1 protein-coding gene is annotated in these 14,727 nt (G+C 60.0%); it reads right to left on the reverse strand.

Translation table 11 applies throughout. The features are described 5' to 3' along the window. Positions 1-55: 55 nt before the first annotated feature. Positions 56-14,407: an amino acid adenylation domain-containing protein gene (locus tag ACFSOY_RS04160; protein WP_386044262.1), complete on the reverse strand. Its 14,352-nt coding sequence runs from the start codon at positions 14,405-14,407 to the stop codon at positions 56-58. Between the last annotated feature and the right edge of the window lie 320 nt (positions 14,408-14,727).

Consider the following 14,727-nt stretch of genomic DNA (forward strand, 5'->3'; position numbering starts at 1 on the left):
AAGAGCGCCTCTTGCACAGATGCAGGAAACGGCGTTTACTATTTAATTATTTTGCCTAGCGCTTGTTTTTGGTGCCGGTCCGTTCACGGCGTTGAATCAGCGGAGCCTCGATCTTTTCTGCCACCTCGATCGCTGCGGCCAGTTCGGCGATCGTCGTCTTCTCAAACAGATCGCGCAGCGGCAGATCCACTTCAAACTCGATCTGCACGCGAGAGATCAGCTGGGTCGCCAAGAGCGAATGTCCGCCGAGTTGGAAGAAGTTGTCGTAGATCGAAATCTCCTCTCGATGCAACAGCTCCGACCAGATCGTCGCCAGCCGCTCTTCCGTCTCGGTGCGCGGGGCGACATACTCTCGCTCCGCCCTTCCACCAGCAGGCTCAGGCAGTGCGCGGCGATCGATTTTGCCATTCGGAGAGAGCGGCAGTTGCTCAAGCCACATGTAGTGCACAGGCACCATGTAGCCAGGCAAGCGCTCTTTCAGATAGCTGTGCAACAGCTCCGCTCTGCTCTCCTCGCCGATGTAGTAGGCGACAAGCTCGTCCTCCCACACGTTCAACACCGACTTCTCAACGGCCGGATGTTCGTTGAGCACCGCTTCGATCTCGCTCAGCTCCACGCGGAAGCCGCGCAGTTTGACCTGATGGTCGATGCGCCCTAAATACTGCACCGTTCCATCCACGAGCCAGCGCGCGAGGTCGCCCGCCTTGTACATCCGCTCGCCTGGCACGAACGGATTGTCCACGAAGCGCTCCGCCGTCAGATCGGGGCGATTGTAATAGCCTCGACCCACTCCGAAGCCGCCGATGTACAGTTCGCCGACGATGCCGATCGGCTGTGGGTTCAGCTGCGCATCCAAGATGTACATCCGCGTGTTCGACATCGGACGCCCGATCGGCACCGTGCCCGACAGGCGCGGGTCGTACTCCCCTGGGATCGCTTCAAAGTTGCTCGAATCGATCGTCGTCTCGGTGATGCCGTAGCAGTTGACGATCCGCAGCTGCGACCCATAGCGCTCAAGCAGCGTCACACAGTCGGTGCTGGCAAACGCGTCCGCGCCGACCATCAGCAGTTTGAGGTGATCGAGCGGCCACCCGTTTTGCCAGATGTGATCCATCAGCGGCACGACCAGACCTGGCGTGGCGTTGAGCAGATCGATTCGCTCCGCTTGCAGCAAGCGATACAGCCCGTTCAGATCCAGCCTCGTCTCCGTCGGACAGATCACCAGCGCCCCTCCGGTGAAGAGGGAGAAGATGATGTCGGCGACAAAGACGTCGAAGGAAAGCGAGGCGATCTGCACAGTTCGCACCGGGTACGCATCCATGCCGTACATCCCTCTCCAGCTCATGCTGACGCTGTACAGCGTGTCATGTTGGATCATGACGCCTTTGGGCACGCCGGTCGTGCCGGAGGTGAAGATGATGTAGGCCAGATGATGCGGCTCGACCCCGCTGTTCGGGTTGGTGGTCGGCTCTGCCGCCCGCTCGCGTCTGACCTCGTCGATCGACAGGATGCGAGCTGACGTTTGCACCTCCAGCTCCTGATCGGTCAGCATCAGTTGCGGACTGCAGACGCCGAGCATCGTCGCGATGCGCTCGCTCGGATACTCCGGGTCGATCGGCACGTACGCTCCGCCCGCCTTGAGCACCCCGAGCACCGCGACGATCATCTCCTCGCTTCGTCCCAAGCACAGCGCGACGAGCGACTCTGGCACCACACCTTGCTTCTGCAGATAGTGCGCCAACTGGTTCGCCCTCTCGTTCAGCTGACGATAGGTCAAGCGCTCTTCTCCATAGACCAGCGCTTCCGCATCTGGCGTACGCTCCGCTTGCGCTTCGAAGAGCTGATGGAAGCACTTCACCTCTGCAGACGGCGCTTTGGCATCCGCCCACTCCTGCAGCAGTTGCCGCTCCTCAGACTCGGTCAGCAGGCGCAGGTCGAACAGTTGCGCTTGCGGGCGCTCGACGATCGCTTGCAACAGCGTGACAAAATGTCCAGCCATCCGCTCGACCGTCTCCGCTGCGAACAGGTCGGTGTTGTACTCAAGCTCTGCCTGCAGGCGCTCCCCATCCTCGACCACCGTCAAGGTGAGGTCAAACTTGGCCGTCCCGCTGTCGAGCGGCTCTGGCGTCAGCGTCAAGCCCTGCACGTCCAGCTTCCCTTTCGGTGCGTTTTGCAGGGCAAACATCACCTGGAACAGCGGCGACTGGTTCAAGTTGCGATCCGGTTGCAGCTCTTCGACCAGCTTCTCAAACGGCACCTCTTGATGCGCGTAAGCTTCGAGCGCCGTCTGTCGCACGCGAGCCAGCAGTTCGCGGAATGTCGGCGCGCCCGACAGATCGGTGCGCAACACCAGCGTGTTGACGAACAGGCCGATCATCCCTTCCAGCTCTTCGCGCATCCGCCCTGCGATCGGCGAGCCGATCAGGATGTCCTCCTGACCGCTGTAGCGATGGAGCAGGAGGTTGAAGGCGGACAGGAGCGTCATGTACAGCGTCGCGCCTTCTGCACTGCTCAGCGCGTTCAGCTTCGCGGCGAGCACAGGCTCGATCGCAAACGGCTGGCTGGCTCCGCGGTTGTTCGGAACAGCAGGGCGCAGATAGTCGGTCGGCAGTTGGATCTGCGGCAGCTCGCCGCTCAGCTTTTGCTTCCAGTACTGCAATTGGCTTTGCAACACTTCCCCTTGCAACCAATTTCTCTGCCACGCGGAGTAGTCCGCATATTGAACGGGAAGCTCCGGCAGATTGGGCAACGCGCCTGCGGCGTACCCGCTGTACAGCTCGACCATCTCGTCGACCAAGATCCCCATCGACCATTCGTCAGTGACGATATGGTGCATCGCAAGCACCAGCAGATGCTCATCAGGACGGCAGCGCAGCAAGGTCGCGCGCACCAGCGGGCCGTAGGACAGGTCGAACGGCCGCCCCGCTTCGCGGATCGCCAGCGCTCGCACCTGCTCTTCGCGAGCGTGCTCTGGCAACTCCTGCAAGTCGTGCAACGTCAGCTCAAGCTCATGCTGATGGTGGATGATCTGTTGCGGCTGGCCGTTAGCACGGTCAAACGTAGTGCGCAGCGACTCGTGGCGCCGCACGATCTCTTGGAAGCTCGACACCAACGCCTCGCGATCGAGCGTCCCTTTCAGGCGCAGCGAGACTGCGATGTTGTAGGCGGCAGATCCCGGATCGAACTGATCGAGGAACCATAAGCGCTCCTGTGCGAACGACAGCGGCAAGCTCTGTTCGCGCGACACCGGGAAGACGGGTGGCACATGCGGTGTGTGCTCATCTTGCTCCCCTGCCATGATCAGCTCTGCCAGCTCGGCGATCGTCGGCGATTCGAACAGGCTCCGCAGCGGCAACCGGACAGAAAACGCCTGATTGATCCGCGACATCGCCCGCGTTGCTAAGAGCGAGTGCCCGCCGAGATCGAAAAAGTTATCGTGAACCCCGATCGAGGCAAAACCGAAGACGGAGGTAAAGATTTCGGCCAACTCCGCTTCCAGCGGAGTGCGCGGCGCGAGAAAGACCGGCTTGATCGACGATCGCTCCTCCTCTGCCGGAAGTTGAATCTGGCGCTTGGCGAACAGGCGCTTCGCCTCATCCTCTGCAAACGGGTGCAGATGGGCGAGCTGCGCATTCGGCGCTTCGACAATGTGTTCGAGCAAGGTCTGGAAGTGCTCCGCCATGCGAACGATCGTCGACCGATCGAACAGATCGGTGTTGTATTCGATCTCCCCTCTGATGCCTTCCGCACTGTCCGCCATGACGAACTGCAGGTCGAACTGTGCCGAATTTTTCTTCACGCCGAGGCGGGTGAGCTTCATCCCAGCCGCCTCCATCGACATCCCCGGCAGTTGCATGCCGACGTTCGGTTGGAAGTCTTGGCCGGCACGCGGCGTGTTTTGCTGCAGCGTGAACATCGTCTGGAACAGCGGAGTGTGGCTCAAGCTGCGCTTCGGTGCGACCTTTTCGACCAGTTTTTCGAACGGCACGTCCTGATGTGCATAGGCGTCAAGCGCCGTCTGGCGCACCTTGTGCAACAGATCGTGGAAGGTCATTTTCGAGTCGATGCCATCGGTGCGCAACACCAGCGTGTTGACGAAGAAGCCGATCAACTCCTCGATCTCTTTGCGCTGACGGTTGGCGATCGGGGAGCCGACCAAGATGTCCGATTGACCAGAATACAGGTGCAGCAGCGTTTTGTAAGCTGCCAACAAGGTCATGTACAGCGTGGTGCCCTCTCGCTGGCAGAGCGCATGAACCCGCTTCGACAGCGCGATCGGCAGGTGCAGGGCGAAGCGACTGCCCTTGTGCGAGCGAACCGCCTGCCGCGGGCGATCGGTCGGAAGTTGCAAGACGGGCAGATCCCCTTGCAGCTTGTCCACCCAATAGTCGAGCTGTTCGGTCAAGCTGTCCCCAGCCAACCATTCACGTTGCCAGACCGCGTAATCGGAGAATTGGATCTCCATCGCCGGAAGCGTCGGCTCTGCTCCTGTCGCATACGCCTCATAGTGCATCTGCAGCTCGTAGAAGAAGACGCCCATCGACCACGCATCGGTGATGATGTGGTGGAATACCGGTGTGGCAATATAGTGATCCTCGTCGATCTTGACCACCTTCAATCGCATCAGCAACTCCGAGCTGAGATCGAACGGCTTGTTGGTGACCGCTTCGGTGATCAGCGTCGCCTGCGCCTCGCGCTCCTCGCTCGGCAGATGCGTCAGATCGATCACATCGAGCTCGTAGCGGAACGACTCTGTCGGTTCGACCACCTGCATCGCCTGACCATCGCGATCGGCAAAGGTGGTGCGCAGGATGTCGTGACGCTCGAACATCGTCTGCAGGCTTCGCTCGACCGCTTGGAGGTCGAGCGGGCCGATGATGCGCATGATCTCCGGCACGTTGTGCGCAACGTTGCCTGGATCGAGCTGTTCGAGGAACCAGAGGCGTTCCTGCGAGTAGGAGGCGAGCCGCTCCCGTTCGCGCGAGCCCGGCTCGATCGGCGTTCCTGCCGATTCTGCCGCGCCGCTTCTCTCCGCAACCGCAGCTGCCAGCTCGCGGATAGTCGGTCGGTTGAACACGTCGCGCAGCGCGATGTTCAGTTTCAGATCGGATACCAAGCGGGAGACCAGCTGCGTCGCCAGCAGCGAATGTCCGCCCAGCGTGAAGAAATTGTCGTGTACCCCCACTTTTTCCACGCGCAGCACGTCGCTCCAGATCGTGGTCAGCGCCAGTTCGAGCGGAGTGGACGGCGGTACGTAGTTCTGCTGTTGCGCTTGCCCAATCCCCTCAGGTGTCGGCAGCGCCTTGCGATCGATTTTGCCGTTCGGGGTGAGCGGCATGGCGTCAAGCTGCACAAAGGCGGAGGGCACCATGTAATCGGGCAGATGCTCCCGCAGATAATCGCGCAGCTCGGTCGCCTCCGGCAGATCAGCTCCTGCGCTCACCGCATAGGCGACGAGCATGTTGTCGCGGGCGACGACGACCGCTTCTCGAATCTCCTCATGCGCTGACAACCGCGTCTCGATCTCGCCGAGCTCGATGCGATGTCCCCGCACTTTGACCTGATGATCGAGACGGCCGAGGAATTTTACCGAACTGTCGCCGAGATAACAGGCGAGGTCACCCGTCTTGTACAGCCTGCCTTCGCCAAACGGATTGGCGATAAAGCGCTCCTCCGTCAGCTCCGGTCGGCCCAGATAGCCGCGGGTGACACCTGCGCCACCGATGTGCAGCTCTCCGGCCACTCCGATCGGAACGGGCTGCAGGTGCTGATCCAAGATGTAGAGCGAGTAAGAATCGATCGGTCTGCCGAGCGGGATCGCGCTGACGCCGCCCAAGTCTGTCACCTCGTAGACGGTCGCCCAGACGGTCGCTTCGGTCGGACCGTACATGTTGAACAGACGAGCGGAGGTGTGCTGCTTGATCTGTTGCGCCAGCGCAAGCGGCATCGCTTCGCCGCCGAGCAAAATTTTCTGAACGCCTTCCAGCATGGAGAATCCTGCTTCGTTGGCAGTGATCATCCCCATCAGCGAAGGGGTGCACTGCAACATCGTCGCACGATGGCGCCTCGCTTGATTGCGCAGGGAGTGATCGCTATAGCTCACCCCTACCTCCAGCACTTCCTGTTCGGACATCAGGACGACCGACGCGCCCCGCGAGAGCGTCCAGAACAGTTCGAGCACGGAGATGTCAAACCCGATCGAGGTGACGGCGAGCATCGTGTCAGACTGCTCACAGCCGATCGCTCCATCCATCCCGGTGAAAAAGTGGAAGGCGTTGCGATGCTCGACCAAAACGCCTTTTGGCTTGCCCGTCGAACCTGATGTGTAGATGATGTACGCCGCATGCTCCGGCATGACAGCAGTCGTCAGGTTAGGCAGCGTTTCCCCAGGCTCATCTCCCGTCACGCACAGCACGCGAGCGCCATCGGTCGGCAGTCGATCTTGCAAAGCCGGCTGGGTCAGGATGACTTTGGGACTCGCATCCTCCACCATGAAGGCGACGCGATCTGACGGATAGCTCGGATCGAGCGGCAGGTAGCAGCCTCCCGCCTTCAGCGCCGCCAGCAGCGCGACCATCATTTCCAGCGATCGCTCCATGTAGATCCCGACAGGCTGATCTGGGCCGATCCCAAACGTTTGCAATTGCACCGCCAAGCGGTTGGCACGGTCGTTCAGCTCGCGGAAGGTCATCTGCTGCTCTTCAAAGATCACAGCAGTCCGATCGGGCGTGCGCTCCACCTGTCGCTCAAACAGCTGGTGGATGCAGAGCTCTTCCCGGTCTGCATCTCCCGTCCGATTCCATTCGATCAACATCTGCTGCCGCTCCGCTTCGCCAAGCAACGGCAGTGTGCAGATCGGTTGTTCCGGCTGTTCCACGATACCCCACAGCAGCGTTTCGAAGTGTGCGATCATCCGCGTGATCGTCGACGCATCAAAAAGGTCGGTGTTGTATTCCCACTCCCCATACAGCCCTCTTTCCGTCTCGCGCATCTGCAGGGTGATGTCAAACTTGGCCGTGCCAGAATCGAGCTCTTTCGCCTGCAGAGCAAGCCCTGGCAACGAGAGCGACATCGGAGCGTTCAGCATGTTGAACATCGCTTGGAACAGCGGCGAGTAAGCGGTGTTCCGCTCCGGTTGCAGCTCCTCGACCAATTTTTCAAACGGGACATCCTGATGAGCGAACGCATCGAGCGTCGTTCGCTTCACCTGCTGAAGCAGCTGACGGAAGTTCTGCTCACCTGTCACTTCGCTCCGCAGCACCAATGTGTTGATGAACACGCCGATCAGCGGTTCAACCTCACGACGGTTGCGGTTGGCGATCGGGGAGCCTACGAGGATGTCAGTCTGTCCGGTGTAGCGAGCGAGCAACGCTTGGAAGGCGCTGACCAGCGTCATGTACAGCGTCGCTCCCTCTTGCGCGCTCAGGCTATGCAGCGCTTCGGTCAAGCGGTTGGACAGCAGAAACGTCTCGGTCGCCCCATTGTATGTCTGGTTGACCGGGCGCGGGCGATCGGTCGGCAGCGCCAGCGGCTCCAGCGAGCCGCCCAACTGCGCTCTCCAATAGTTCAGATGTTCGTCCAGCGCGGCCTGATGCTCCAAAGAGCGTTGCCAGCAAGCGAAGTCCCCATATTGAATCGGGAGCTCCGCAAGCGTCGAGCGCCTTTCTTCAACCTGTGCGGCGTAAAACTCGGCGATCTCCCCGATCATCACGCCGAGCGACCAGCCGTCAGCGATGATATGGTGAATGATCAGGACGAGCTGGTGCACATCCTCGTTGAAGCGAATCGCCGTCGCCCGAAGCAGCGGCCCACGCTCCAAGTCGAACGGCCGGCGCGCCTCGATCGTCGCGATGCCTTTCGCTTCCGCTTCTTGCTCGCTTTCGCTCAGGTGTGAGATGTCTGCCAGCTCCAGGGAAATGGTGAGCTCAGCCGCAAATTGGACGACCGGCCTGCCCCCCACCAATCGATAGGTGGTGCGCAGCGCTTCGTGGCGGGCGATCACCTCGTTCACGCTCTTTGCCAACACGTCCAGATCGAGCTTGCCTGTAAGCTCGACAGCGATCGGGATGTTGTAGGCGGCACCGCCTGGCTCCAACTGCTCCATCACCCAGATCCGCTCTTGGGCGAACGTGAGCGGCACCACTTCGTCGTTGCGGCGCGGAAGCTGCCGCTCTTGCTCACCAGCTGGATCTGCGCTCTGCGGCGCTTTGCTCGCGATAAAGCTGGCCAGCTCGGCTGCCGTCTCCGACTCAAACAGCGCGCTGAGCGGCAGTTCGATCGCAAAGGAGCTGCGCAGGCGAGAGATCAGCTGCGTACCGAGCAGGGAGTTGCCACCCAGCTGGAAGAAGCTGTCATGAATGCCGACGCCTTGAATGCCGAGCAGGTCTTGGAACAGCCCGACGATCACCCGCTCGTTGTCGTTTGTCGGCTCGACAAACGAGTTCTGCAAGTTCGGGCGCAGATGACCGACCGAGCGATTCCCCGGTTCCTGCGCAAGCACAGGCAGCTCGGCTGCCGGAGATTTCATCGGCAACTGCTTCGCTTCGATCCAGTATCGCTTCCGCTCAAACGGATAGGTCGGCAACGGCACCCGCAGGCGCTGCTCATGCTGATACATGCCCTGCCAGTTCAGCGATACACCTGCCAGCCAGAGCCCGGCGATAGCAGCTTGTAAAAATTGGGTGTCGCTGCGCTTCTCGTAGGAAGGGCGCACGGTCGGCACGACGATCCGGTTCGCCTGCTGTTGCAGTGCGTACCCGCTCAGCGTCTGACCGGGGCCGATCTCGACCAGCACCAGCTCAGGATCTGCACACAGCTCGCGCACCCCTTCGGCAAAACGAACGGTCTGGCAGAGGTGTCGCGCCCAGTAGCTCGGGTCGGTCGCCTCTTCAGCGGTGATCCACGTGCCGGTGACGTTGGAGAGGAACGGCGTGTGCGGCGCTTGCGGGCGATAGCTTCTGACCAGTTGCTCAAATCGCTCGGCGATCGGCTCCATCATCTGCGAGTGGAAGGCGTGAGACGACTGCACGCGCAGGCAGGCGACACCTTGTTCCAGCAACGTGCGCTCCAACTCTGCCACCGCATCTGGCGCGCCCGAAACGACGCACTGCGACGCGGTGTTGACCGTCGCAACAGACAGTCGCGCATCGAGCAGCGGACGAATCGACTCCTCGCCCATCGGCACGGCGAGCATCGCCCCCTGTGGAAGCTCTTGGATCATCTGGGCGCGCTTGGCGACGAGCGCAAGCGCATCCTCCAGCGAAAAGACTCCGGCAACGCAGGCTGCCACATACTCGCCAAGCGAATAACCGATCAGCGATTGCGGGCGGACTCCCCATTCCAGCAGGAGCTGCGTCACCGCATATTCGATCACAAACAGCGCCGGATGAGCATATTCGGTGCGGGAGAGCAGGTCGGTTCGCGAGTCGGTCGCCCCATCTCGCCGCAGCATCTTCCGCAGGTCGAACGCTTGCTCCGCTCGATCTTGCGGTTCCTGTTCAGCAGCCGGATATAAAATGCTGCGCAAGTCGATCTCCATGTGGGTCTGCAACCATTTGAAGCAGTGATCCACATGCTTTTGGAATGTCGGCTCCGTCCGATACAGCTCAGACGCCATCTGCACATAGTGGTCGCCCGTGCCGGCGAACAGGAAGGCGACAGGGCGTGGCCCTTTTTCCGAACGATACCCTTGCAGGATGCGGCGCGGGTGCATCTCCTCCAGCGCTTGCACCGCATCTTCTCGATCCGATACGATCAGCGCGCGGCGATGTTCGAACGGACGGCGACCGACCTGCAGCGTGTAGGCGATATCTGCCAGCGATTGCTCAGGATGCAGGCGCAGATGATCTTTCAGTTGGGACGTCGCCGCTGCGAGCGCCCCTTCTGTCTTGGCTGACAACAGGAGCAATTGAGCAGGACGGGCTGATGCGCTGCTCGTCTGCAGCGGAGCTTCTTCGAGCACCACGTGCGCGTTGTTGCCGCCGAGGCCGAAGGAAGAGACGCCTGCGCGGCGCGGCTCCTCGCCTCTGCCCCACTCGGTCAACCTGCTGTTGACAAAGAAGGGAGAGGATTGCCAATCGATCTTCGGATTGGGCGCTTGGAAGTGCAAGCTGGGCGGCAACTGCTCATGGTAGAGCGAGAGCACCGCTTTCATAAAACCGGCTGCACCTGCTGCGGCGTCCAGATGTCCGATGTTCGATTTGACCGAGCCGATCGCACAGTAGTTCGTCGCGGTCGTGCGCGCGCGGTACGCTTGGGTCAGCGCGGTGAGCTCGATCGGATCGCCGAGCGGCGTTGCGGTGCCGTGCGCTTCCACGTAGGACACCGTCTCTGGATGGACGTCTGCCATCTCCAGCGCCTCGCTGATCACCGCCGATTGCCCTTCGACGCTCGGAGCGGTATAGCCGACTTTTTGTGAACCGTCGTTGTTGACCGCCGAGCCTTTGACCACCGCCATGATGTGATCACCATCGCGCAGCGCGTCCTCAAGCCGTTTGAGCACGACCACGCCGGTTCCGCTCCCCGGCACTGTGCCCTCCGCATCCGCATCGAATGTGCGACAATGCCCATCGGGTGAAGAGATGCCGCCCTCGACGTAAAAATAGCCGTTCTTTTGCGGCACCGCGACGGAGACACCGCCTGCGAGCGCCATCTCGCACTCTCCGTTTTGCAAGCTTTGGCAGGCGAGATGGATCGAAACCAAAGCGGTCGAACAAGCGGTCGAGACGCCGAGGCTCGCCCCTTTGAGGTTGAGCTTGTACGCGATGCGCGCCGCCAGATGATCGGTGCCGTTGCCGATCAGAATCGGCAGCTGCCCCATCGAAGCGAGAATGTCGCGGTTGGGCACCAAGTTGAACAGGAGATAGTGGCTGAGCCCCGTGCCGGCGAAGACGGAGATCGCTCCCTCATACGACTCCGAATCATATCCGGCCCGCTCCAGCGCCTGCCATGCCGTCTCCAAGAAGATGCGGTGCTGCGGGTCCATGATCTCCGCCTCGCGCGGATTGATGCCAAAAAAGTCGGCGTCAAACCATTCGATATCTTCCAGCACACCTGCCGCTTTTACATAGTTGGGCGCTTGGAGCATCTGCAGATCGTGCCCTTCTGCCAACAGCTCCTCCTCGGTGAAATGGGTGATCGACTCCACCCCTTCGCGCAGGTTTTGCCAAAATTGATCCACATCTTGCGCGCCAGGAAAGCGTCCCGCCATTCCGATGACCGCGATGTCCGTTCGGTCATTGCCCCTCGCTGCCTTGCGCAGCTTGGCGCGGACGAGCTTGTCCTCACCGCCTGCCACACTTTGACTGCTCAGCGCGTCAGACAGCTGGCTGACCGTCGGATATTGGAACATCTGCACGACTGTGATCTCAAAATCGAACTGCTCTTGCAGCTTGCGATGCACTTGCATCAGCGCGATCGAGTGGCCGCCCAGATCGAAGAAATTGTCATGCAGTCCGACCTTCTCGATGTTGAGCACCTCTTGCCAGACGGAGGCGATCGCGCGTTCCAACTCGCTTTGCGGCGGTAGGTATTCCTTTTGTTCTGCCGCGCTCGAATCGAGCGCCAACAGCGCTTTGCGGTCCGCCTTGCCATTTGGCGTGATCGGCAGCTCCGGCAGGAAAGTGAACGTGTTCGGCACCATGTAGCTCGGCAATTTTTCTTGCAGGAACGGCCGCAGCACTTTTGCCGTCGCCCGCTCATCCCCGACCACAAAGGCGATCAGGCGATCCGCTTTCGGCATCACCACCGCTTCGCGAACGCCCTCATGTTGCCCGAGCAGCGCTTCGATCTCGCCGAGCTCGATGCGGAAGCCGCGAATTTTCACCTGATGGTCGAGTCTCCCTAAGTATTCGATCACACCGTCCGGCATGAGGCGCACAAGGTCGCCCGTCTTGTACAGCCTGCCTGCCGCAAACGGGTTCTCGATAAACTTCTCCGCCGAAAGCTCTGGGCGATTGTGATAGCCGCGCGCAAGTCCCACACCGCCGATGTGCAGTTCGCCCGCCACCCCGATCGGCACCGGCTGCAACTCCGCATCGAGGACATAGAGCTTTGTGTTGGCGATCGGACGACCGATCGGAACGGTCAAGCGGTCGCTATCACGCTCACAAGCCCAGTAGGTCACATCGATCGAAGCTTCGGTCGGTCCGTAGAGGTTGTGCAGTTCGACGTGCGGCAGACGCGCATAGCATCTCTTTTGCAGTTCCAGCGGCAACGCTTCGCCGCTGCAGAAGACGCGAAGCAGCGACTGGCAGCGCTCCACCCCTTTTTCTTCGACGAAGATCTGAAACATCGAGGGAACAAAGTGCAGGGTGGTGACCCCTTGCTCAATGATCAGATCGCGCAGGTAGGCCGCATCTTTATGCCCTTCCGGACGCGCCAAAACCATGCCCGCCCCGAAGAGCAGCGGCCAGAAAAATTCCCAGACGGATACGTCGAACGACATCGGCGTCTTTTGCAACACGATGTCGCGCTCGGTCAGCCGATATTCCTCCTGCATCCAGATCAGCCGGTTGACGATGCCCTTGTGCGGGATCATCGCGCCCTTTGGCAGCCCGGTCGAGCCTGACGTATAGATCATGTAGGCGAGATGGTCGGAGCTGATCGCAACTTGCGGATTCTCCGCGCTTTCCTGTGAGAAATCCTCTGTGTCCACACAGATCACCTTCGCCCCCTGCACGGCGAGTTCGGAAAGAATCGCCTGCTGGGTCAACAGCACGCCCACCTGCGCATCTTCCAACAGGAAGGACACGCGCTCAGCGGGGAGCGTCGGGTCGATCGGCACATAGGCACCGCCCGCCTTGAGCACCGCATAGAGCGAGACGATCAGTTCGAGCGAGCGCTCCATGCAGACGCCGACAAAGCGATCCGGCTCCACGCCCTGCTTGATCAGGGCGGCTGCCAGCCGGTTGGCGCGCTCGTTCAACTCCCGATAGGTCAGCGTCTCCCCTTCATAGCGGACGGCGATCTGATCGGGCGTTTTGGCGACCTGTTGCTCAAACAGCTCGTGCAGCAAGGTGTGGAGCGGATATTCCTGATCGGTCTGGTTCCAGCCCTCGATCACCTGCAGCTTTTCTTTTTCGGTCAGCAGGGGAAGTGCGGAGATGTTGGCGCTAGAGTCTGTTGCGATCGCCTGCAACAGCACCTCAAAGTTGTCTGCCATCCGCTCGATCGTCTCCCGATCGAACAGGTCAGATTTATACTCCCACAGACAGACGAGCCCCTCATCCTCTTCGGCGATCTCCAAGAGCAGATCGAATTTGGCCGCTTTGCTCTCCCGCTCTTGAAAGGTCATCGAAAGCCCGAGCATATCAAACTCGGCGAGCGGAGTGTTCAGCGCAAACATCGTCTGAAACAGCGGGGTCACATTGACATTCCGCTCCGGCTGCAGTTCTTTGACCAGCATCTCGAAGGGAATTTTTTGATGCGAATAGGCGTCGAGCGCCGTCTGTCGAACCTGTTGCAAAAACTGTGAAAACGTGGGGTTGTCAGCCAGATCGGCCCGAAACACCAGATTGTTCACAAAAAAGCCGATCAGGCTTTCCACCTCTTCTAGATAGCGCCCGGCGATCGGCGATCCGACCAGCACGTCCGTCTGTCCAGAATAGCGATGCAACAGCACCTGATAGGCGGCGAGCAGCGTCATGAACAGAGTGGCTCGCTCCTGGCGCCCCGTCTCTTTCAGCTGCTCGGTCAGCCGTTTGGAGATCTTCGTTTTCAAAAGTGATCCGCTGTCGGTCAATTGCGCGGATCGTGGGCGATCGGTCGGCAGCTGGAGCACCGCGAGATCCCCCGCCAACTTCTCCCGCCAATAGGACAGCTCTTCCTCCAGAAACTCCTCTTGCATCGCCTCATGTTGCCACTGCGAAAAGTCCGCATATTGAAATTCCAGTTCGGGAAGCGGTGAAGGCTGACCTTGAACGTATGCTCCGTAGAGCGCTGACAGCTCATTGATCAAGAGGGCGATCGACCAACCGTCCGAAATGATATGATGCATCGTGATCAACAGCAGATGTTCGCGCTCAGAAAGCTTCAGCAAAGTAGAGCGCAAGAGCGGGCCTTCCTCCAGATCGAACGGTCGCACCGCTTCCTCTGCCACCAGCCGATCTGCTTCCGCTTGGCGAGTCGCTTCTGGCAGCAGATGCAACTCCACCACCACCAGCTCATGCTCGCGCTCCGAGCAGATCTTTTGCACAGGTTGTCCATCCTGCATCCCAAAGGTGGTGCGAAGCGATTCATGGCGGTTCACAATCTCCGCGAGCGCTCGCTTCAGCGCCTCCACCTGTACCTCCCCTTCCATCTTGAGCGCTGCCGATATGTGATATGCCGAGCTTCCGGGCATTAACCTATCCAAAAACCACAGCCGCTGCTGGGAGAACGATACAGGAAAAACGTATACGTCTGCCATTTCATCCCTCTTCCCTTCATCAGTTCAAATAACATCCTGAAATGTGTTCTAATTTTTTGCTTTTCAACAGATATGATTTCATTTTATATTTTTACTACGAATCCGACAATCTAAAATCAACCTCTTCTCGCGCCGATCATCGCTGAACCTCCTTCCGCACTTCGTCCTGTCCAGAGAAGTTGCTCATCAGCAATTCAGATCGGCAGATTCAACGCGAACCCAGTCACGGCAGGCGTTGAAAGCTGCAAGCTTTTCCAGCTTGGCCTGCTGTACAAGACCGCTGAAGATCCCTTCGTCCGATCACCCTCCATATATTCCCT

The organism is Tumebacillus lipolyticus, assembly GCF_042682745.1.
GTDB lineage: Bacteria > Bacillota > Bacilli > Tumebacillales > Tumebacillaceae > Tumebacillus_A > Tumebacillus_A lipolyticus.